Origin of the sequence: Hahella sp. NBU794, assembly GCF_050749805.1 — a bacterium.
GTDB lineage: Bacteria > Pseudomonadota > Gammaproteobacteria > Pseudomonadales > Oleiphilaceae > Hahella.
In genome coordinates this window covers 5,358,071-5,379,852 of sequence record NZ_CP192738.1, presented here as the reverse complement: position 1 = coordinate 5,379,852, position 21,782 = coordinate 5,358,071, and the positions used below count along the sequence as shown (strand labels likewise).

At 55.2% G+C, this 21,782-nt stretch carries 17 protein-coding genes; 8 read left to right on the top strand and 9 right to left on the bottom strand.

The window, feature by feature from the left end:
* Positions 1 to 17: 17 nt before the first annotated feature.
* Entirely contained in the window at positions 18 to 1,379 is a 1,362-nt protein-coding gene (locus ACQYWX_RS23395) for an MBL fold metallo-hydrolase RNA specificity domain-containing protein (protein ID WP_431686516.1), read from the bottom strand.
* A 224-nt stretch (positions 1,380 to 1,603) separates the two neighbouring features.
* Between ACQYWX_RS23395 and ACQYWX_RS23390 the strand changes: the two genes are divergently transcribed.
* The gene (locus tag ACQYWX_RS23390; protein WP_216735660.1) at positions 1,604 to 3,121 is read left to right on the top strand and encodes a thymidine phosphorylase family protein; all 1,518 of its coding nucleotides are present in this window, start codon (positions 1,604 to 1,606) and stop codon (positions 3,119 to 3,121) included.
* Complete coding sequence (locus ACQYWX_RS23385; protein WP_431686515.1) at positions 3,121 to 3,993, top strand: ribose-phosphate pyrophosphokinase; 873 nt, start codon at positions 3,121 to 3,123, stop codon at positions 3,991 to 3,993. Before ACQYWX_RS23390 ends, ACQYWX_RS23385 begins: the two co-directional genes overlap by 1 nt.
* Positions 3,994 to 4,007: 14 nt before the next feature.
* On the opposite strand, the gene ACQYWX_RS23380 is transcribed toward ACQYWX_RS23385, so the two are convergent.
* Positions 4,008 to 5,858, bottom strand: a complete 1,851-nt coding sequence (locus ACQYWX_RS23380; protein WP_431686514.1) for a sensor domain-containing diguanylate cyclase — start codon at positions 5,856 to 5,858, stop codon at positions 4,008 to 4,010.
* Between the two features lie 206 nt (positions 5,859 to 6,064).
* Between ACQYWX_RS23380 and ACQYWX_RS23375 the strand changes: the two genes are divergently transcribed.
* Positions 6,065 to 7,027 (top strand): D-2-hydroxyacid dehydrogenase, encoded by a 963-nt coding sequence (locus tag ACQYWX_RS23375; RefSeq protein ID WP_431686513.1) that lies wholly within the window; start codon positions 6,065 to 6,067, stop codon positions 7,025 to 7,027.
* Between the two features lie 179 nt (positions 7,028 to 7,206).
* Here the strand turns inward: ACQYWX_RS23375 and ACQYWX_RS23370 are convergent, their stop codons facing one another.
* Positions 7,207 to 7,557 (bottom strand): histone-like nucleoid-structuring protein, MvaT/MvaU family, encoded by a 351-nt coding sequence (locus tag ACQYWX_RS23370; protein ID WP_127972969.1) that lies wholly within the window; start codon positions 7,555 to 7,557, stop codon positions 7,207 to 7,209.
* A 684-nt stretch (positions 7,558 to 8,241) separates the two neighbouring features.
* Here ACQYWX_RS23370 and ACQYWX_RS23365 point away from each other — a divergent pair.
* Positions 8,242 to 8,661 (top strand): secondary thiamine-phosphate synthase enzyme YjbQ, encoded by a 420-nt coding sequence (locus ACQYWX_RS23365; RefSeq protein WP_216735664.1) that lies wholly within the window; start codon positions 8,242 to 8,244, stop codon positions 8,659 to 8,661.
* 65 nt (positions 8,662 to 8,726) lie between these two features.
* On the opposite strand, the gene ACQYWX_RS23360 is transcribed toward ACQYWX_RS23365, so the two are convergent.
* Positions 8,727 to 9,632 (bottom strand): LysR family transcriptional regulator, encoded by a 906-nt coding sequence (locus tag ACQYWX_RS23360; RefSeq protein ID WP_431686512.1) that lies wholly within the window; start codon positions 9,630 to 9,632, stop codon positions 8,727 to 8,729.
* A 117-nt stretch (positions 9,633 to 9,749) separates the two neighbouring features.
* Between ACQYWX_RS23360 and ACQYWX_RS23355 the strand changes: the two genes are divergently transcribed.
* Genes ACQYWX_RS23355 through ACQYWX_RS23340 form a run of 4 tightly spaced genes read left to right on the top strand, consistent with a single transcriptional unit; the run spans position 9,750 to position 12,165 of the window.
* A complete protein-coding gene (locus ACQYWX_RS23355) occupies positions 9,750 to 10,040 on the top strand; it encodes a putative quinol monooxygenase (RefSeq protein ID WP_431686511.1) in 291 nt (96 codons plus the stop codon).
* The gene (locus ACQYWX_RS23350) at positions 10,040 to 10,432 is read left to right on the top strand and encodes a RidA family protein (protein WP_216735667.1); all 393 of its coding nucleotides are present in this window, start codon (positions 10,040 to 10,042) and stop codon (positions 10,430 to 10,432) included. The genes ACQYWX_RS23355 and ACQYWX_RS23350 overlap by 1 nt, the downstream gene beginning before the upstream one ends.
* A gap of 27 nt (positions 10,433 to 10,459) precedes the next feature.
* Positions 10,460 to 10,801: a hypothetical protein gene (locus ACQYWX_RS23345; RefSeq protein ID WP_431686510.1), complete on the top strand. Its 342-nt coding sequence runs from the start codon at positions 10,460 to 10,462 to the stop codon at positions 10,799 to 10,801.
* A complete protein-coding gene (locus ACQYWX_RS23340; RefSeq protein WP_216735668.1) occupies positions 10,798 to 12,165 on the top strand; it encodes a YihY/virulence factor BrkB family protein in 1,368 nt (455 codons plus the stop codon). Before ACQYWX_RS23345 ends, ACQYWX_RS23340 begins: the two co-directional genes overlap by 4 nt.
* A gap of 68 nt (positions 12,166 to 12,233) precedes the next feature.
* On the opposite strand, the gene ACQYWX_RS23335 is transcribed toward ACQYWX_RS23340, so the two are convergent.
* The 5 genes from ACQYWX_RS23335 to ACQYWX_RS23315 all read right to left on the bottom strand — a co-directional run bounded on the left by ACQYWX_RS23335 (position 12,234) and on the right by ACQYWX_RS23315 (position 21,745).
* Positions 12,234 to 14,654, bottom strand: a complete 2,421-nt coding sequence (locus ACQYWX_RS23335) for a DUF748 domain-containing protein (protein WP_431686509.1) — start codon at positions 14,652 to 14,654, stop codon at positions 12,234 to 12,236.
* Between the two features lie 528 nt (positions 14,655 to 15,182).
* Complete coding sequence (locus ACQYWX_RS23330) at positions 15,183 to 16,403, bottom strand: hypothetical protein (RefSeq protein ID WP_431686508.1); 1,221 nt, start codon at positions 16,401 to 16,403, stop codon at positions 15,183 to 15,185.
* Positions 16,404 to 16,767: 364 nt separating this feature from the next.
* Entirely contained in the window at positions 16,768 to 17,511 is a 744-nt protein-coding gene (locus tag ACQYWX_RS23325) for a 16S rRNA (uracil(1498)-N(3))-methyltransferase (protein ID WP_431686507.1), read from the bottom strand.
* Positions 17,512 to 17,513: 2 nt separating this feature from the next.
* Entirely contained in the window at positions 17,514 to 18,866 is a 1,353-nt protein-coding gene (locus ACQYWX_RS23320; RefSeq protein ID WP_216735672.1) for an adenosylmethionine--8-amino-7-oxononanoate transaminase, read from the bottom strand.
* A 92-nt stretch (positions 18,867 to 18,958) separates the two neighbouring features.
* On the bottom strand, positions 18,959 to 21,745 hold the full coding sequence (locus ACQYWX_RS23315; RefSeq protein WP_431686506.1) for a bifunctional diguanylate cyclase/phosphodiesterase: 2,787 nt from the start codon (positions 21,743 to 21,745) through the stop codon (positions 18,959 to 18,961).
* Positions 21,746 to 21,782 lie beyond the last annotated feature (37 nt).

Here is a 21,782-nt window from a genome sequence, read left to right as displayed (position 1 = left end):
GCATGGGCGATTGAAGACTAGATCTCCAGTTGCGCCTCATCCAGATATTCCGGGGCTGAGGCGCGCCAGCCCAACTCATCCGCGATGCGTAAGCGTAATGCATCCGACGCCACACTCTCGCCATGAGTGACATAGGTGTGGCGGGGCGGCTGCTTGAAGCCTCTCAGCCAACTCAGAATCTCCGCATAGTCCGCATGCGCGGAGAGGCTTTCCAGGTTGATCACCTCCGCTTTCACAGGGAAATATTCACCATGAATTTTGACTCTTTCTGCGCCATGGGTGAGGGCGTCTCCCCGTGTGCCCGGCGCCTGGAATCCGGCGAACACAATTGTGTTGCGATGGTCGGGTAACAGGGTCTTAAGGTGGTGCAGCACCCGACCGCCGCTGGCCATGCCGCTGGCTGACACGATGATGCAGGGAAACTTCTTGCGATTGAGTTCTATCGATTCCTCTACGCTGCGGACAAAGTGCGTGCCCTGGTCGATCAGGGCGCAGTCCTCCGCAGTAAGGCGGTGTTCTTTGTGGTAGTGGCAGAAAATCTCGGTGGCGCTTATCGCCATCGGGCTATTGAGGAATACTGGCAGGTCGGGGATGCTGTTGTCGGCCTTGAGTAACTGGATTAAGTAAAGCAGATGTTGGGCGCGGCCCACGGCGAAGGAGGGGATCAAAACGATGCCGCCGCGTTTGGCGGTAGCGTTGATCGCCTCGCTGAGCTGCGCGCGCACATCGACTTTGTCATGCAGACGGTCGCCGTATGTCGACTCCACCACCAGATAGTCCGCCGCCGCAATGGTTTCCGGCGGATACATGATGCGGTCTTCCTGCCGTCCCAGATCGCCGGAAAATACGATAGAGCCTTTGGCGCCGCTCAGTTGTACGCTACCCGCGCCCAGGATATGTCCGGCTCGATGGATTTCCGCAGTAACGCCGTGGATAGGGGAAAACTTCTCATGGAAGTCCACGGTTTCAAAATGCTTCAGTGCTTCCCAGGCGTCTTTCTCTGTGTACAAAGGTAATGCGGGGCTGTGCTTGGAAAACTTGCGCTTGTTGGCGTAACGGGCGTCTTCTTCTTGTAGAAAACCGGAGTCCGGCAGCAATACCTTCGCCAGCGCATAGGTGGCGGGAGTGCAAAAGACTTTGCCTTTGAAACCGTGTTTCATCAGTGCGGGGATGTAGCCGCTGTGATCCAGATGGGCGTGGCTGAGCACTACCGACTTGATTTCCGACGCTTTGGCGGGAAAGGGTTTCCAGTTGCGCTCACGCAGGGCTTTCACTCCCTGATACAGACCGCAATCCAGCAAAAATTTTCCGGAGCCCTCACTAAGTAAATACTTAGACCCTGTCACCGTACCCGCCGCGCCGAGAAATTTTAGATGCATTGTGAGACTCCCTGAGGAATTAAAGAAGCATTCCGTCTACTGTAATGGCGGAGTGAGCTTGGGTTTTTGACTTAACGCAGATAAGCCGTACTCGTGTTTATTACACTGGTCTTAGATGCGCCCTGATGTAGCCTGTTATTATCTTAGTCCATCGACAATGAAACAGTTGGCGGAGCCAGCGCGGACCTGTCGGGGCGAAGTTCGAACAATTTGCGGAAAACACTATGCAGCAACGCGAACTTAATTATTTATTTCTTAAGCGGATCGGCATTAACACCCATCAGGAACCGGTGGTGTATATGCGGCAGGATTGCCACGTATGTCGGTCGGAAGGCTTCAACGCGCACTCGCGGGTGCGCGTGACCACTAACAAGCGCAGCATCATCGCGACGGTTAATCAGGTCACCGACGGCTGGTTGTCGCACCAGGAGGCGGGTTTGTCCGACGCCGCCTGGCGCCTGCTGGATGCGGAGGACGGCGAGGTGGCTTATTTCAGTCACACCAAAGCGGTGGACTCGATGAGCCATGTGCGCGGAAAACTGTATGGCGCCTCGCTGACTCAGGAAAGCGCTGACGAGGTGGTGAGGGATATCGCCGGCGGACTGTATTCAGACGTACAGTTGGCGGCGTTTGTCACCGCCTGCGCCGGTAGTCGTTTGAACCAGGATGAAGTGGCGGCGCTCACCAGCGCCATGGTGAAGGTGGGCCAGCGCATCGACTGGGGAACCTCGCCGATCATGGACAAGCATTGCGTCGGCGGTCTGCCGGGCAACCGCACCACGCCGATTGTGGTCGCCATTGTCACCGCCTGCGGCCTGCGCATGCCGAAGACATCTTCCCGCGCCATTACGTCGCCTGCGGGCACCGCCGACACCATGGAGACGATGGCGCCGGTGAACCTTTCTCTGGCGCAAATGAAGAAAGTGGTGGAGCAGGAAGGCGGCTGCATCGCCTGGGGCGGATCAGTGAGTCTGAGTCCGGCGGACGACGTGCTGATTCGCATCGAACGGGCGCTGGATCTGGATAGCGAAGGGCAGCTGGTGGCCTCGGTCATTTCCAAAAAAGTGGCGGCGGGCTCCACCCATGTGTTGATAGATATTCCTATCGGCATGACCGCCAAAGTGCGCAGCCCGGAATATGCGGAGCGTCTTGCCTCCCATATGCGTTATACCGGAGAGAAGCTGGGCATTCAGGTAGAGGCGATGTTCACTGACGGCGCGCAGCCGGTCGGCCGAGGCATTGGGCCGGCCCTGGAGGCGCGGGACATATTGGCGGTGCTGCGTAATCAGGCGGAAGCGCCGTCTGATTTGCGCGAACGGGCGTTGACGCTGGCCGGACGTTTGCTGGAGATAGGCGGCGTCGCCAGCCATGGCGCCGGCGTCGCTCGCGCCAGAGAAACACTGGAGTCCGGCGCAGCGTTAAACAAATTCATGGCTATTTGCGAAGCGCAGGGGGGATTCCATGAGCCAGCGCTGGCGCCGCACTGTTATGAAGCCACCGCCGATCGGGTTGGAGTGGTTTCCTTCGTAAATAACCGTTTCGTGTCCAAGTTGGCGAAACTTGCGGGAGCGCCCTCAAACCCGTCTGCGGGTGTGGACTTCCATGTTAAATTGGGGCAAAAGGTGAGGGTGGGAGACCCGCTGTTCAGCATCTATGCGGAAGCGCCTGGCGAACTGGCGTACGCACTGGACTTTTTGCGCGATCACCCCAATGAAATCCGTATAGAAGAGGAAAGTCTATAATGTTGCTTTACAACCTGGCGCCGGGGCATCCGGTGGCTGAGAGACTCGCCGCCGCCCCCGGGATGGACGTCGGTAACTACCAAATGCGACAGTTTCCCGATGGCGAAACCTATATTCGCATCGAAGGGGAAACACCGAGAAAGGCGATTGTGTGCGCTGATCTTTCCAACCCGGATCAGAAAATTCTGCCCGTTTTGTTATTCGCCGCCACCCTGAGGGATCTGGGCGTGGAGCATATCACCCTGGTGGCGCCTTATTTGCCCTACATGCGTCAGGACATTCGCTTTCATCCCGGCGAGGGCGTGACCTCGCGCTATTTCGCCCGCATGATTTCCGCCCACTTTGATCGCCTGCTGACGATTGACCCTCATCTGCATCGTTATCACTCACTGGACGAGCTTTACACGATTCCCGCCCGCTCATTGGCGGCGGCGCCGGTGATTGCGGACTGGATTCGCACGCATCTGGACAAGCCGGTCATTGTCGGGCCGGACAGCGAAAGCGATCAGTGGGTCAGCCATGTGGCGGAGTTGGCGGGGTGCGACCGTCTGGTGTTCAGCAAAACCCGCCTGGGCGACAAAGACGTCATTATCGACGCCACGAATGCGGAGAAGTACCGGGAGTATTCGCCAGTGATGGTGGACGATATCATTTCCACCGGGCGCACTATGATTGAAGCTGCTGCGGAACTGGTGGCGGCGGGTCTGCATCGCCCTGTCTGCATTGGCGTGCACGCCGTGTTTGCGGACGACGCTTATCACGCGATCCAGGCGGCGCCTATCGAACGGACGGTCAGTTGTAATACCGTGATTCACGCCACCAATGGCATTGATGTTGGCGAATTGTTGTTGCAGGCGCTACAGGAGCGCTGATCCGCCTGCGCTAGTCACATGCGGAAGCTGACGCCGTTGCCGCCGTTCATTTTTGCTTCGGCCAAAGCTTCCCGGGCGCGTTCCATCAAGTCCTGCGGCTCCCAGCCCTGGCTGGGAATGTCACTGGACAGGCCGATACTGATAGTGACGCTGAAGCGGGCTTCATCCACCTGTATCAAGGTGGCTTCCGTGCGTGAGCGAATCAACTCCGCCAGTTGCAGGGCGCCCTCAGCAGAGCAATGCGCCAGCACCAGCACGTAACAATCCCCTTCATAGCGGAAAATGCTGTCTCCGGCGCGGCGCGCCATCGAACTGATCAACTTGGCGATAACCTGCAAACAGGTGTCGGCGGCGAATTGCCCGAACTGCTGATTAACTCTCTGAAAGCGATCGATATCTATAAATACCAGTGACAGCGCGGAGATAGAGCGGGAGCAGCGGCTCCACTCCTGCATCAGCACGCGTTCGAAACTGGCCTTGTTCTTCAACTGTGTGAGCTGATCGAACGTAGCGATTTCATTGAGCTGTTCATGGGCGACAGACAGCTTTTTCATCGCCTCATTGAGTTCTTCCGTGCGGATGGCGACGCGGCGCTCCAGCTCGTCGTTGGCTTGCTGCTGCGCCATCAGCATCGACTGCTCCGCCTCCCGGGCGCTGCGTTCGCGATGCAGCGCCAGCTCGCGCATGGAGATGTGTCGGCGGCGTTCAATATTGATGCGTTGCGCCAAAGCCAGGGAGAAAATCATCACTTCCAGGCAGGCGCCTATCTGTGGCATGAATCCAATAATCGTCAGATTCGGAATCAGCCCGATTTTCTCCAGAGAAATAGCGATATTGCCAAACAGGAAGACAGCCCAGGCTAAGGTGAAGTAGGCGGCGGTGGGCTCGCGGCGCGACCATTGCAGAAGGCCGATGACCAGCCAGGTTATCGACACCACCCCGGTGGCCAGCACGGCTATTTTGATGCCGGTGGCGTAACTGGCGGAGAACGCAAGCGCACAGCAGACCAGACCGAAAAAGGCGCAACTGATGCCGATGTACGGCAGGACTCCCCCGCGCACGTTGAGATTGAGAAATCGATAGCCGAACAATGAAGCGAAGGTGACGCTACAGCCTATGAAAAATACCAGACTGATCTGATTCCATTGCGGCGAATGCGGCCAGATAAATTGAAACGGCGTGCCATGCAGCGCCAGTTGCACAATCGCGATGGACACCACATAACCCACGTAATGGACGAAGGTCAGATCGCGTATAACGAACCCCAGGGCGAGATTGTAAGCAGCCATAGCCAGCATGATGCCGCTAAAGAGGAACTGGGCGGCGAGCTTCCACTGATCCGCCTGCACAAAGGCGGTGGGAGACCAGAGATCCGCCGGTAATTCCAGTGCGCCCTGAGTCTCTATGCGGATGTAAACCGTCGACTTGCTGTGCGGTTTGAACTTGAACGGAAAAATAAAGTTGCGGTGAAACACGGGACGCTCGCTGAAATTAAGCGTGTCGCCGCTGTGATAGGCTTCGACGATTTTTTCCTCTTCCGTCAAATAGACCTTGATGTCGTCCAATACCGGATAACTGATTTCCAGCCAGCGCTCCACGGGCTCGGCGCCGGCGTTGGTGACGCTGAAGCGAAACCAGTGCGGCGATACATCGAGACCGAAGTTAGGATCGAAGCGGCTGTTTTGCCGCCATCCCATCGGGGCGGTTTTGCGCTCCAGAATATCCTGGATTTTAATTACCCCATGGGTTTCCGCCACCCACCAGAGATAAGGGGCGACCTCCAGACGTTCCTGGCGGGAAGTGAGTTGAATGGAGTTATAGGCCGAAGCGAAAGCCTGCGCGCAAAGCAGGAATAATCCGCACATGGCTGCGCTGCGAAGAAGGAGTGAGGCCGCTCCATGCTGGCGGCGCTGGCGGGCGCATTGTATAAGCCCCCGAAAAGAGCGTATAAAGTTCACGATTTTGAAAAGTTCCCGCGCTCGATGGGTATTGTTGTCATTGTTCTTACAATTTATAGCCGATGTTATCGAATCCTGTAGAGCCGGAATACGGAAAGGGGAGACTTATCTTCATGAAAGCTGTGATATTGGATGCCGAAAGTCTGGGCGCGGACGTCAGTCTGGACTCATTAAAAGAACATGTGACCACCTTTGACAGCTACGCGGCGACCAACCCGGAGCAAGTGGCTGAACGCATTGCCGGCAAGGATATCGTTATTGTCAACAAAGTGGTTTTGAATGAAGCGCACATGGTTGGCAGCCCTGAATTAAAGCTGATCGCCGTCACCGCCACTGGCGTGAACAACATAGACATGGCGGCGGCGAAGAAGCATGGCGTGGAAGTCAGGAATGTCGCTCATTATGGAACCGCCACTATTGTTCAACATGTGTTCTCCATGGTGCTGGCGCTGTCGCATAACCTGCTGCGCTACACTGCCGCGGTGGAGCGGGGAGACTGGGGGCGAGCCCGACAATTTTGTCTGATGGATTACCCTATTCGCGAGCTAAGCGGCAAAGTATTCGGCGTTGTCGGATACGGCGACCTGGGGCGGGCCGCCGGCGCGGTGGCGCAAGCCTTCGGCATGGAAGTCAAAGTCGGCGCCCGTCCGGGAACTGAGCCTGGCGTCAGGGATGGCGTGAATTATCTGCCGATGGTGGAACTGTTGTCTCAGGCGGATGTGCTCAGTCTTCACTGCCTGTTGTCCGAAGATACGCGCAATATGATTGGCGCTGTGGAGTTGGCTTTGATGAAGGCTGATGCTCTGTTGATCAACACGGCGCGTGGCGGACTGGTGGACGAGGCGGCGCTGGCGGATGCGCTGCGTAACGGTCGTCTTGGCGGCGCCGGGTTTGATGTGCTGACGGAAGAGCCGCCGGTTAATGGCAATCTATTATTGGCGCAGGATATTCCCAATCTGATTATTACGCCGCATTGCGCCTGGGCCAGTCGGGAAGCGAGACAACGACTGGTGGATAAAACGGGAGACAATATTGCGGCATTCGCCCATCGTGAAGAACGGCAAGTGCGTTTATAGCAAGTAGAGATACAGCTCTGGAAGGATACGTCGCAGCTTTATAAAAGTTGCGACGTCAGAAATCGCCAGCGCATTCCGGGCTAGCGACTTCAATCATTCTGATTAGCGGTAAATAGTACGTCCTTATTGTTATTACGCTGTTGCGCGACGCTTAGGGCCGGCAATATAACTGGCGTTAATTATGCGACCAGCCAGCTTTCAACTTTCTCTTTACCGAACTTTTGTTTCCACTCGTTCAGCAACTTGTGATTGCCGCCTCTGGTTTCAACAACTTCACCGGTTTTTGGGTTTTTATACACTTTTAAAGGACGGCTGCCACGACGCTTGTCTTGCTTCGGCGAAGTCTTTTCTTTGCCGTACATCTTCAATACATCGTCCAAGTTGACGTCGTATTTGGCCATCAGATCTTCAAGCTTCTTTTTAAACTCCAGCTCTTTCTTAAGGCCTTCGTCTTTTTCCAGGCTTTCGATCCTTTTTTGCAGCGCCTCAAGCTCAGCTTTTGCGGAATTATAAGCGTTTAGTTTTTTCACTCTTATCTCCTCTGGTTAATGCAACAACGGCGTTCTGGTTTTTATAGTCGTTAACAGTTTAAATTTCCAGAAAATTATAAGAAATATTATTATCGAATGTTAATAAGAGGCAAATAACTTTCGTCGTAAATATTAGAAGTACATGACCACTGTCTCATTCTTTCGTCGCAAAGCGCTGCTGTCGGGGCTCTGATTTTCATGTTCAGATGGTTTTAAATTAGAGTGATCTCTCTATTGTGGCGCTAAAAAAATCCAGGCGTGGCATTAGTTTAGACGCGTCATTGTGTCGGATGATAGCGCAGGTGGCGAAGGACGGTGTGCGCAGATAATCTCTGAGATTTATATGGACTGTATTGTTGAGAGAAGCCTTCAGTGAGATTTCAAATTTATGTAGGGGCGTTGCAATACGCCATTTACACCGGACGTCAGCTTACGTAGAAAAAGGTGAATTGGATTAATCTATCCAAGTTGAAAACCGGAAAGCTTGTTTCCCCCAATATCTTGATCCTGAATCCAACCAGCATACCGCTGAAGACTGCTTCTGATATAGAAGGAACCGTATATGTAGCAGAACTGGAGCTTGTAAAAAACGCAATACGGTAATGCTCAAGGAACCTCAGGCGTTCGCTGTTGGCCTGTGGTAAAGTTCCCATTTGAAGCAATTCGAGTTGAGATGGCGGATATATGTGGCTGCAGAAAGAAATACGCTTGAAGCCCAGACAACGGGGCTTTCATTTGATCACTGATGAAGTTACGCGAGAACTTCCAGAACTCAAGACATTCAGAGTTGGGATGATGCAGCTCTTTATAAAGCATACATCCGCGTCATTGACGATAAATGAAAATGCGGACCCAACCGTTCGCCAGGACTTTGAAAGCTACTTCAATCACGCAGTTCCAGAAAATGAACCCTATTACCGTCATCTCGATGAAGGTTCCGATGATATGCCGGCTCATCTTAAATCCAGCCTGTTGGGGTGCAGCGTTAGTTTGCCGATCACCGATGGACGTTTTAATCTCGGAACATGGCAAGGTATATATCTATGTGAACACCGTAATCATGGCGGAGTGAGGAAAGTGGTGGCGACTATTTGGGGCGAATAGAGCGTAATAGACAATAGTCGCTTAATTGAGTTCGCCTGCTTTATATAACGGGCGTTTCCATCTTGTCAGAAAGTCTGTGTCTCCGCTTTGGCTTTCACGAAATCAATGAAAGCCCTGATCCGCGTCGGCATCTGTAAACCATAGTTATGAACAATCCATAGCGGAGCTTTCAATGTCATGCCTTCCGGCGTCAGGCGAGTCAGTCGTCCGCTTTTTAATTCCTCCTCAATAGCCAGCCTGGGCAGGCAGGCGACGCCGAGTCCGGCCAGCGTCATCATGCGAATAGTGGGAACGCTGTCGCCGACCCGAGTGGAGCGGAAACGATAAGTCAGGTTCTGTTCTTTACCGACAAAGAATCTGCGCTCTACATTGACGCCCTCCCATTGATTGGCGATGTAGTCGAAATTTTGAAACTCCATTGACGCAATTGGAGGAGATATCCGTTGGCGTTGCATATACGCCGGCGCGCAGCATAGCACTTGCTCCAGTTCGCCGATTTTTACGGCTCTGGCGCTGGAGTCGGGTAATTCGCCGACAGTCACTGACAAGTCGATATATTTCTCGATCAGGTTGAGGCGCATATCGCTGGCCAGCAAATGGGGCTCGATGCGCGGATGGCGTTGCATGAACTCGCACATGGCGGGCCCAATTAAGTGAGTCATAAGAGTGTGGGGCGACGTAACGGTGATCACTCCCGCAAGGTCTGCGCTGGAGTCGCGCACTTCTTCCTCGGCGAGGGACATCAGCTTTTTCATTTCCAGGCAGCGTTGGTAGAAGCGCTTTCCCGCCTCCGTAAGAGACTGCCTGCGGGTGGTTCGAGTCAGTAGTTTGACGCCCAGATGTTGCTCCAATCCCAGCAAGTGATGGCTAATCACAGATTTTGAAACATCCAGTTGCTCAGCGGCTTTGGTGATGGAGCCGGATTCAACAATTTGAGCGAAGACCTGCATGCGGTGAAATTCTGTTTTCATGACTTAATTGTTCTTTTTTATAAGACTATCTTTGAAATATTAGTTTATTTATCGATTTTATAAAGTAATTAAACTTTTCTCCCAACCAGTGTGAGTGCATAAAACGAGGAGAAAAAAGTGGCGATATTAGTGCAGTTTGAATTGCGGCCGGCAGACGGAAATGCCCGGAAGGTAAAGGACTTCTTTGCAGAGATTCTTCCCGCCACGCGTACGTTTGCAGGTAATCTGTCCGCGCATCTGTATGAAAAAGATCAGACTCAGACTACGTTGATTCTATTGGAGGAGTGGACGCACCCAGAACGTTTTGACGCCTACATTTTGTGGCGTAAGGACATCGGCGACTTTGGCCGTCTGAACGCCATGCTGACGGAATCCCCCGCCATAACCATGCTGACGAGGGAAGTCTGATGAACATTATCTGGAGCCCGGATTCGGTTCCTCCTCCCGCCGCCAACTATCACCAGTGCGCAGTGGTTCCCCGAGGCTCGACGCATCTGCATATCGCGGGGCAGCTGGGCATTGACGCCAAGGGAGAGGTCCCTGAGAGCGCGGAGGAGCAGATTGTGTTGGCGTGGCGAAATCTGCGGGGTGTTTTGCAGGCCAACCACATGGATATGGAGGATCTGGTGAGCGTGAGACTCTACCTGATCCGCCGCGAGGACCTGGCGGACTATCAGAAGGCCAAGCAAAGACTGCCTTTCGATGTTGGCGGTTTACCGACCACCCTGTTGTTTGTGCAAGGGTTGTTCGATGAACGTTGGCGGGTGGAAATCGAAGCGGAGGCTGCGAAACAGTTTTAATCCGGCCGTTTCATCCGCAACTGTGATTTGAAAATTGGGCGCTACCTGAAAGCGCCCTTTTCCTGTTTTAGCCTGCGCCACACAACCTTATCCCATCCCTATCACGTCGCGAACATCCTGGCATTGAATGCAGGACATTTGGCGTACATACGAACCAGCTCATTGATATACAATGTTTTTACCGGGCTTTTCCGACAAGCCTTTCAAGACGTCCATTTTTATGTCATACGTACGCCATGCAATGGCGAGCGCCGCCTGCATGGCGGCGTGCGCGGGGCGGCGGCTACAATTTGGAGAGAACAACACAGGATGGCTGCTTTTGAACAACCTGATATGTCTGAATTCGGCGCAAAACGAGAACAACTATGAGTAAAGCGACGATAGAAACCTGGGTGTCGCGATTGGATCGCTGGCTTTGGGAAAATGAAACCGGCGGCGCCGCAGGCGGCATGATGCGAGTGTTGTGGCACAGTGCGCGCGTTTTATTTGCGGTGGTGCGCGATGTGTTATTCGGCCATATCACGCTGCACGCCATGGGGCTGGTATACACGACGCTGCTCTCCATTGTGCCGTTGCTGGCGCTGAGCTTTTCCGTATTGAAAGGATTTGGCGTCCATAATCAGCTGGAGCCGCTGCTGGAGAATGTTTTCCAGGCGTTTGGGGAAAAAGGCCCGGAACTGGTGCAGAACGTGCTCGCGTTCGTCGACAACGTCAAAGTCGGCGTGCTGGGGTCGGTGGGCCTGGGGTTGTTGATCTACACGGTCATCTCTCTGGTGCAAAAAGTGGAGCGTTCCTTTAACGAAATCTGGCGAGTGTCGCAGATCCGCTCTTTGGCGCAACGCTTCAGTTCTTACCTCAGCGTCATCGTCGTCGGTCCGTTGCTGGCGTTTTCCGCCATGGGCGCCACGGCGACGTTGGTGGGCACGGACGTGGCGCAAACCGTCCTGAGCATCGAACCTTTTGGGCGCTTGTTCTCTCTCGCCACCCGTATGGCGCCTTATGTCATCATCGTGGCGCTGTTCACTTTTATGTACCGCTTTATCCCCAATACCAAAGTGCGCACCCGGTATGCGTTTATTGGCGGGTTAGGCGCGGGGATCGCCTGGCAGACGACGGGCTATGTGTTCGCCAAGTTTGTGGTCGGCACCTCCAACTATGAAGCGATCTACTCGGGATTTGCGGTGGGCATCCTGGTCCTGATCTGGCTGTACATCTCCTGGCTGATCCTGTTGATGGGGGCGGCGGTGGCGTTTTACGCCCAGCATTCTCATCAGATTACCCGGCAGCGCAGGGTGCGTCCCTGTGCGGTGATTGACGAGCGTACGGGACTTGCGCTGGTTTATAAGGTGGCGAAAAAGTTCGATCAGCAGGGAGGAGGCGAGAGCATCTCTGATCTGGAGGACACCTTATCGGTAGGCCCTGAGACTATTCAGCGCATCATCGACAAACTGTTGAAGAAGGGCGTATTGGCCATTATGGGAGACGAAGCGGATTCTCTGATTCCCGCCCGGCCTTTGGACCGCATTACCCTGGCGGAATTGATGCACGTACTGCGTTCGCCGGAGCACAGTCTGCCTGCTTCACTTTATTCGGATAAATCCGTGGACGCTATCGCCAAGGGCGTGACGGCGGCGATGGAAGCATCGCTTGGACAGATGACCCTGGCGTCTTGGGTGCGGGGAGAGGAAACTGTCGTCAGAGAGGCGACGCCGCCGGAGAGAGCGGCGAGTTAAGCCAGGGCGCGTCAGCGCCCGAACCTCTGAAAAACTACCGGTCTCGCCAACGTTCTTTAGAGGCTCCCTTAGATTTCGAATTCGATGCGGCCTTTGCCGTCGCTGTCTTTTTCCACTTCAGGATTACACAGCAGGATGCGGGAGGAGGCGATCTTTCCGCCTTCCAGCACCTTCGCTTTGAACTTCTGGCCTCGATCCTCCGCCAACTGTTTTAACGTCTTCAGTTGTTCTACCGTCAGGGCTTTCGTGTCGGACGGATAGTTCAGTTCTGCGGGGGCGACGATGGCGCAGGTTTTCACTTGCATGTCCTCTTTGTCCAGCAGCAATTGGCGGAATTCGTTGACGAACGCCTGTTGCTCTGGGCCGACGTCAGACTGGCCAGCCTGATAGGACAGTGGCTCAATACGGACTTTCAGCGCCTGCTCGCCCGCGAACTTCACTACCGTGACGACATTGGCGTAGGGCACGAAGGTTTTGATGAGATAGCCGCTGGCGGCTTCGAAAATCGCTTTCTGCGCAATCAGAGCGACAAATCCGCTCCAGCCGAAGCTGGGGCTGTCGACGTCCCCGGACAGCGGCATGGCGAGCTCCACGTTGCCGGCGCCATCCTTCAGCATTCCCAGCGCCACGTTTAAGGGTATCGCTCCGCCTTGTTGAACGGTGCTGGCGTCAGGGTTTTTGTCCGCTCCCAAATCCATGCCGCGCAGCATGATTTTGGTGTCGCCGCTGATGCGTCCTTCGTCGATGGTCATGGCGAGGTTCATATCAAACTGTCCGTTGTTGATGTCATAACCCAAGGCGTCGCTCAGGTAAGGCGATACCGGCGGCAGGTTTATTTCCGCAATATTGGTGCGGGTGTCGAGGGACAGCTTGGGTGCGAATGGCCAGATGCGCGTGTCGGACTGAATTTTGGAGTATTGGTCAGTCTGCGCCTCCATGGTGATATGGAACGCCTGTTCCGGGTTCTCGGTGGTCAGGCTTTCAGCGACCAGAGAGTTGATGCGGATATCCTGCTGAAAAGGCGGCTTCACGCCTTCATCGGTGAAGCTGAGCAAGGAGTCTCCTTTGACGGAGATTTGATTGATCACCAGATTGAATGGCGAACTTTCCGGTGTATCGTCCGCAGGGGCAGGGGGCGCTTCAGCGGTGGCTTGTGCCTCGGTTTGCGGCGTTTGCGACGCCTCTTCTTCTGCCGGAGCGTTCGCCGAAAGCGGCGCCAGGGTAATCAGATTGCGTTCTTTATCCAGATGCACATTGGAGCGTATGTCGCTCAACTCCACCATTTCGATAAACGCCCGTTTGTCGCTGGCTTCCACATTCGACACAAACAGGGTGCCCGCCTGCAATAGCGGCGGCAGCTCTTCGTTGTCGAGGGCGGAGCGCGACAGCACCAGATTCTGTGAGCTGATCTGATCCACCTTGACGTTAAGCGCCTCGTCCATGCTGAAGGAGACCGGCGTCAGATCCAGTTTGTCCCAGCCCGCCAGGATATAGCGTCCGGCGCTGTCGTTGACGCGGGTTTTACCGCTGTGGATCTTACCGTTGAAGGCGACTTCCGGTTCGCCTTCCGGCGCGATGCTGATTTGCAGAGGGTTCAGATCGATGCTGGTGATGTCGCTTTCGATGGTCATATCTTTAAGCTTCACGTCGACCTGAGATATATCCAGCTTTTTGGTGGTTGTGGTCAGGGTTAGAGCGCCGTTACGCCAATCCACCACGATTTCCGCATTCAGGTCCAGGCTGGCGTTGCTGTCGCGCAGATCGGTGGGGAGATAATGGGCGAACTGCTGCATTCTGGCCTTGAGCGAACTGATGTCCAGCCACTGCACGAACTTGTCCGGGCCGACGCGAAACTCGGTGGCGAGAACAATGTCGGCGCCGTTCACCTGAGTCATCACATCCGCGAAACCGTTCCACTCCGCGCCTTTGCCTTTTATGTTCTTCAGGTTGAGGCTGAACAGGCGAATCTCGTCTTGTAAGGGGGCTTGATCGGCAGCGTCCGCTGGCGGCAGTCGGCTGATATTGAGTGTGCAATTGCGCAACTGAATAGAGGGCAGGCTGATCGTCCAGTCTTCCCCGGCTGAATCCTGAGCAGGGGCTGGAGACTCTTCGGCTCCCGTTGGGAACAGCACCCCGGCGACGCGCCAGCCTTCCTGTTCCTGGGCGATATTCAGTTGCAGGCCGTCCAGCGCGATTTTGTCGACGACCACGGTGTTTTCAAACAAGGGTGTCAACTGCGCGGAGACCTGCAGGGCTTCGAACTTGAGTTCTAATCCTCGTGGGGTCGTGACTTTGACGCCACGGCCGTTGATCTCGGAAGTGAAGGGATTGATGGAGAGGGATTCCGCAGAAAACTCTGCGTTGTGCTCAGCGAAGTATTTGGTGAGCGCGTCTTTGGCGACGTAGGGGCCGAGCCCCCATATCCCCAGAATCAACAGACAAAGAATGCTCAACAGAGCAATTAACGTTCTGCGGATGATTCGCTGCATATCGGCGCCCTTGGTATTTTTTCGTGGCTTCCCGCGCAATAGCGGAGTCTTTCTTAATCGTCGCCCGCCGTCTTCGACCTGCAGGCGGGTAAACGCCGAAAGCCGAGTCGTGTCAGAAGGTTACGGAAAGTTTAGCCAGTCCTGCGCGGCTATCCAAGGGGAAATACGCCATCCGTTGGCATTGAGCCTTTTGCGCGCTTACATGCGCGAGATTTGGCCCAGCACGTCGCAACGCTCAAGGATCATCCTTTCATAGGATTCGACCATTGCAGGGTTGCTGGAGCCGCACGACTTCCGGCTGTCCAGGTACCGGATGAGTCGCTGTACGTCTCTGAACAGCTGTCTTTCCAGTCGGTCCTTTGAGCTGGCGTTGTGCGATAACTTTGTTGGAATGTTATTGATCGCCATGAATGTCACACTCTGTTACTTTTTGCGTAATTGTAGATAAATAACATTGCTTGTCAAAAGTAATAGGCCAAAAGTATTAATAAATTTGTGGCGCGCCTCTCGTTTTTGGCGTTAATTTGATCAAGTGAACACAAAAAATACCTGCGCCAGCCCGGCTAACGCTCCTAATACGCCGCCAATGGCGATTAATTTGATCTCATCTTCCTGGAAGCAGGGACGCAACAGGTCCTGAAACTCTTCCGGGGATAACGCCTCCATGCGGGTGCGCATGATGTTTTCCACCACGATGGCGCGCTCTTCGTTGAAAAGCGGGTCTTTGAAAGCCGTTTTGGATATCTCCAGGGCTTTTTCGCCGACTTTCTTTTTCAGTTCAGCGAACGCGGTAGGCCCGAAAGCGATTTGAGTAATGGGTTTGGCGACGCCGGTCGTCACGTCTACGAGAGGTTTGACGTGTTTCTTCACCAGGGCGCGGGTGCGTGCGCCGTTGGGGCCGTTGAGCATGGCGTTGACGATGTTGCCTACGGTCAGAATATCGTGAGTGACGATGCGACAGAAGGTCGCCGCCACCTGTGGCTGTCTTTTCAGGAACAGGCCCTGAATGGTCACCGGACCGACTTTGGCGGGGTTGAGAGGGCGGAAGATAAGGTTGAGTGCGATCCAGTTGGTGGCCCAGCCCACCAGAAAGCCGCAAACCGGCAACACCCAGTCAACGGAATAGAAGTACCACAGCGCCATTTGCAGGACGCCGAAGCCGAACCCCAGCCAGAGGCCGCTGTAGATCAGAAAGCGAAACTCGGCGGCCCCGCATTCCAGAAAGATGCGATTCAGCAGCTCTTTATCCGCCACCAGCCGCTCCGTCACCATGTGCTTGAGGTCCAGCAGTTCCTCAATCTGACGGCCAATGTCGCTCACCAGATTGTCGATCAGGCGCGGCGCATTCTTACGTACGCGCTCGTAAACCTTGTTCTTTACGGCTTGCGGCAGGTTTTCCCACAGCGTGCGGTGCTCCGACAGCATGATTTCGTCAACATATTCCTCCACCCGGGGCAATATGCCGGCGACAATGTGGCCGGCCAGCGCTTGCGGGTCGATCTGCTCGAACAGCTCATCCACCGCGCCCAATTTGGATATGGTGGAATCCACGCTGATAACCGCCATTTTTTCGGCTTTCGAAGGAATGATGCCCTGCCATCCGAGGAAGGGACGAAAGCCAATGAATTCAATAGGATAAAAGGTAAGTTTGATCGCCAGCCAGTTGGTGCTCCAACCGATCAGGGCGGCGACCAGGGGGATGCTCAGGTACTTCCAAAACTCGGGGTTCTGTAACCACTGCCAATCCATCGTTTCACTCTCTCTGCAAAGGTGGGCGCGCTATTGTCATTAAAATGTCATAGGTTATGCACACTAATTGAACGTGGCGTTGAAGCGTCAAAGTTTTGAAACATGCCCGCCGTTTTCGGAGGCAGTCAATAATAGACTGAAAAATAAAAGAAAAAGAAAGCCCTAAAATACGGACCGCTGCACATTTGTGGAAATGGCGGCGAAAAGCGGCTCGGTCAAGCCGCTTTTCCACAAAGTTATCCACAGGACGCCCATTTTTTGTGCGGCGTTTTAGGACGAAATATCGACGTGTTCAGGGGCGCTCGAAGAAGTGTATGTAAGCGCCCGCTTTCTCTTTAGCGTTTTGCTGTAAAGGGAGTTGGGTTTACGTTGGCGTAGAATCGCCAAAGTCGCCCCACAGCCATTGCATCAATGCCAGCGCCGCCACGGGGGCGGTTTCGGTGCGTAGAATGCGTGGGCCGAGCGGCGCATGCACAAAGCCATGACGCTCCGCCAGAGCCACTTCCTCATCCGTAAAGCCGCCTTCGGGGCCAATCAGCAGACAGACGCTGGTGGGACGCTGCGCCGGACTCCAGGCGCGCGCATCGCCGGGATGCAGGATCAGCTTCAGGTCCGCCGTCACGTTTTTCAGCCAGCTTTCCAGCGGCGTTACGTCGCCGATGTCGGGAACGCGGGCGCGTCCGCATTGCTCGCAGGCGCTGATCGACACCTGTCGCCAGTGACGCCAGCGTTTGTCCTGGCGTTCTCCATCCAGACGCACTTCGCAACGCTCGCTCAGCAGCGGCGTGAGCGCCGTAACGCCCATTTCCGTGGCTTTTTGCACGGCGTAGTCCATGCGTTCGCCCCGGGACACGACTTGCCCCAGATGCACATTAAGGGAAGACTCCGCGTCGATCGCCAGCGGTTCTGACAGCGCCACTTCCACATCCCTGCGACCCACCGCCAGGACTTCGGCGGGAAAGTCGCGGCCGTCTCCACTGAATAGATGAAAAGCGTCGCCGGGGCGCATGCGCAACACGCGCCCGACGTAATTGGCCTGATCGCCGGTCAGCGTCAGTTGGCTGAGGCCATCAAGAGGCTGGTCAATAAAGATTCGATTGTTTCTCAAGTTCAGTCCTTAACCGCCAGATGCAGCCCATCCCAGGCCACTTTGGCCAGATGAGCGATCTCGTCTTCGCTGATCACATAAGGCGGCATGAAGTAGATAACATTGCCCAGAGGACGCAGCAGCGCCTGATTCTTCAGCGCATGCTCATAGACCCGTATGCCACGCCGTTCCTGCCAGGGGAAGGGCGTGCGCGAGGCCTTGTCCTGCACCATTTCAATCGCCAGGATCATTCCCGTCTGGCGGACTTCCGCCACGTTGGGGTGGTCCTCAAAATGCGCGGTATGCTCGCGCATGCAGGCGGCAAGGCGCTTATTTTGCTCGATCACGGGCTGATTTTGGAAGATGTCCAGGGTCGCCAGCGCCACACTGCAGCCGATCGGGTTGCCGGTGTAACTGTGCGAGTGCAGGAAGGCGCGCATGGTGGCGTAGTCGTCGTAAAAAGCGTCATAAATGAAGTCGTGAGTCATGACTACGGACAAGGGCAGATAACCGGCGGTCAGGCCTTTCGACAGACACAGGAAGTCGGGCGAGATATCCGCCTGCTCACAGGCGAACATCGTGCCGGTGCGGCCGAAGCCAACGGCAATCTCATCCGCGATCAAATGCACGCCATGGCGGTCGCAGGCTTCCCGCAATAACTTGAGATACACCGGGTGATGCATGCGCATGGAGCCGGCGCATTGCACCAACGGCTCGATGATCACCGCTGCGGTTTCATGGGCGTGCTTCTGCAGCGTCTCCTCCATATGCGCAAACTGGCGACGGCAATACGCCTCCCAGGACTCCCCCGCTTCGCGATGGAAGCAGTCCGGGCCGGGAACGTTGATGACGGGATTGAGAAGCTCGTTGTAGGTTTCTTTGTATAAGGCGACGTCGCCGACGGCGAGCGCGCCCAGGGTTTCGCCATGGTAGCTGTTGCTGAGATTGATGAAGCGGGTTTTGTTTGGCTTGCCGCTGTTGCGCCAGTAGTGGAAGCTCATTTTCAGCGCCACTTCCACCGCGGAGGAGCCGTTGTCGGCATAGAAACATTTGTTGAGGCCGGCGGGCGTCACTTCCGCCAGACGTTCTGACAGTCTCACCACGGGTTCATGGGTAAAGCCGGCCAGAATGACGTGCTCCAATTGCTCCAACTGGGACTTGATGGCGTCATTGATATAGGGATGACTGTGGCCAAACAGGTTCACCCACCAGGAACTGACGGCGTCGATGTAGCGATTGCCATCGAAATCCTCCAGCCAGACGCCCTTGCCGCTTTTGATCGGAATCAGGGGGAGAAACTCATGGTCCTTCATCTGGGTGCAGGGGTGCCACACACGCTTGAGATCGCGTTCCCGCAGTTCTGCGTTGGTAGTCAATTCCAGGCTCCTAATTATGTCCGGTAAATTCGCCGCCTATTGTTACATAGGGCGGCGCCCGGGTGGAGCCCGGCGGCAGGTCGACCAAAGGCTTAATCGTCCTGGGTCTGCACGCTGAACACTTTTTCCAGCATCATGGAAAGTTCTCGGGGCTGCGCCGGCGGGCTGAACAAATACCCCTGGCCGTAATCGCAGCCGGACTCCCTGAGTACGGCGAGTTGCTGTGGGGTTTCCACGCCCTCGGCGACGATTTTCATATCCATGGCGCGCCCCATTTTCACCAGAGCGTCCATCAACACTTCTTCCTTGGTTTTGCGACCGAGATTACGGATCAGCAAGCCGTCCAGCTTCAGCATGGAGATAGGCAGCTCTTTAAGCAAGGTGAGGGAAGACGCGCCGTGGCCATAGTCGTCGAGAGATAATCTGACGCCCATATGATGCAATTCCATCAAACTGCGGCGGCTCTCTTCAAATTCATTGAGCAGGTTATGCTCGGTCAACTCCAGCACCAGCGAACCAGGGGGCACTTCGCTTTGACGGATGATGTCGCGCCAGCGTTTGATATGTTGCGAATTGATCAACTGGCGCCGGGACATATTGACGGCGATGAACGGCTGTTGATCAGCGGGGCGGGAGTACTGCCACTCCGCCGCCAGGTTGAGCGCATTTTTCAGCAGCCATTCGCTGATCTGGACAATATTGCCGGTTTCTTCCGCGATGGACATGAACTCCCTGGGATGCAGCTCGCCGAAGCGGGGGTGCAGCCAGCGTAGCAGCGCTTCCGCGCCGGCCAGGCGCATGTTCTTCAGGTCGATGATGGGCTGGAACTCTAAATGGAATTGTTCATTTTGCGTGGCTTCTCGGATATCGCCCTCCAGCATCAGGCGACTGGCGGCCGCTTCGTTCATGCGTTCTTCAAAGAAACGATACTGATTGCGGCCGTTGTCCTTGGCCTTGTACATGGCGATGTCGGCGTTTTTGATCAGAGTGGAGGCGTCTTCGCCGTCTTTGGGGAACAGGGTCACGCCGATGCTGGCGCCGATGTTCAGTTCGTAGTCGCCGACGCTGAAGGATTCCGCCAGTTGCTGCAGCAATATCTTGGCGACATGAATAGCGTCGGTTTCTTCCCGCAAGTGAGGCAGGACGACGGTGAACTCGTCTCCCCCCAAGCGCGCCAGCATGTCGCTCTCTCTGAGCCGCGACTTGAGCCGGTTGGACACCTGCTGTAACAGCTTGTCTCCCACGCCATGTCCCAGGTTGTCGTTCACTTGTTTGAAGCGATCCAGGTCGATGAACAGCACCGCCAGACGCGCATGTTCCCGCTTATGACTGGCGATCAGGGAATTGAGGTGTTCAAACAGATAGCTGCGGTTGGGCAGTCGGGTGAGAGGGTCGTAGTAGGCCTGCAGGCGGATCTGCTCCTCGCTGCGTTTGCGGTCAGTGATGTCATGGACGATCAAATACAGGTAGGAGCTGGCCCTGTCTTTGACTTCGGAAACGTACATTTCCACCAGACTGGAGCGGTTGTCGCCGCGGCGGGCGGCGATGACTGTCTTGCCGGATTGCAGCGACGGCAGCCAGCTCTCATCCAGCATTTCATTGTTCTCAGAGAGAAATAAACGCGAGGCGGAGATATTCCCCATCATTTCGCTGGAAAAACCGAAGAAGTCGCAGGCGGCGGGGTTGGCGTCGATGACCTTGTTGTTCAGAGGGTCGAGAATGATCTGCACGGCGTCGCAGTGCTCAAACATTTGCCGATAGCGGCGCTGGCTGCTTTCCAGTTGTCCGGCGGTGAGAAAATAACGTTGTATGAGTGCGGCAAAAAGAACGATTAGCGCCGCCAGCGCCATTTCCGGCGTCATTTGCTCAATGATGGCGCTGCGGATGGCGGACTGCTCCACGCTGAGCAGCAAATACCAGGGCGTTTCATCTATATTGGTGCGAATGAGGGCGTAGCCTTTTATCTCCAGGAAGGTATCGGTGGGGATGTCCTTGGGATGAGAAATAAAATTGTCGACGCCTTTGGGTAATGCCTCAGGAAAAGTGGCCGCGGTTTTCGCATGGGATGAGGTCAAAGTCGGATGCGCCAGCAACTGGTGCGACTGATTGACGATAAACAGCTCTCCCGCTGACAAGTTGGGACTGCGCACAAACCCTTTAAGCACATCAAGAGTAATATCAATGGCCACCGCTCCGTGAAAAACCTCGTTGGCGTAGATGGGGGCGGCGGCGGTGACCATCAGTCCCTCCCCAAACTCATCTACGTACACCCGGGTCCAGAAAGGCGTGCGTTCGGGGTTGTGATAGGGCAGGGCCATGGTAAAGAATTCCAGCGACAGGGATTCATTGGTATAAGCGAACTTATCGGAACCAATCCAGGGCGCGATATAAAGAAAGCGATTCTGGGAGATGTAGTAGACCCAGTTGGACTCCGGCAGATTCTCTTTGGTGGCGCGGAAGATCGGCGTCAACGACAGCGCCATTTCCATCTCGCGGTAGTAGTCTGGCTGGCGTCCCTGTATGTCTCCCTGCCCGGTGAGGTTGCCTACCTGATCCGTGGTGAATGGCGGTTGCAGGGTATCCATGGCGAAGAGACTGCGCGTGGAATCATAGGCGATATTGGCGGACAGCTCGCTGTATAGATGGTCCTCATGATGATTCAGAAAATAACTTTCCGCTGCGCGGCGCAGAATGGCGATATGCTCCATGATGCGACGGGTGGAGGCGCTGACGTTCTTTTGCGTCTGCTGCAGCTCCACTTGCATGGATTGGTAGTAATTGCGCGTGCGTTCGCGGTAATCAAGCAGGATCAGTACAACGCAGGCTATGAGAATAATCAGCAGCGCTGCGAGTCTGCCCGCGGTAGCCCCCAACTTCATTATTAGCCTGCCCCCTGGTTTATGGATTCAGTATAGG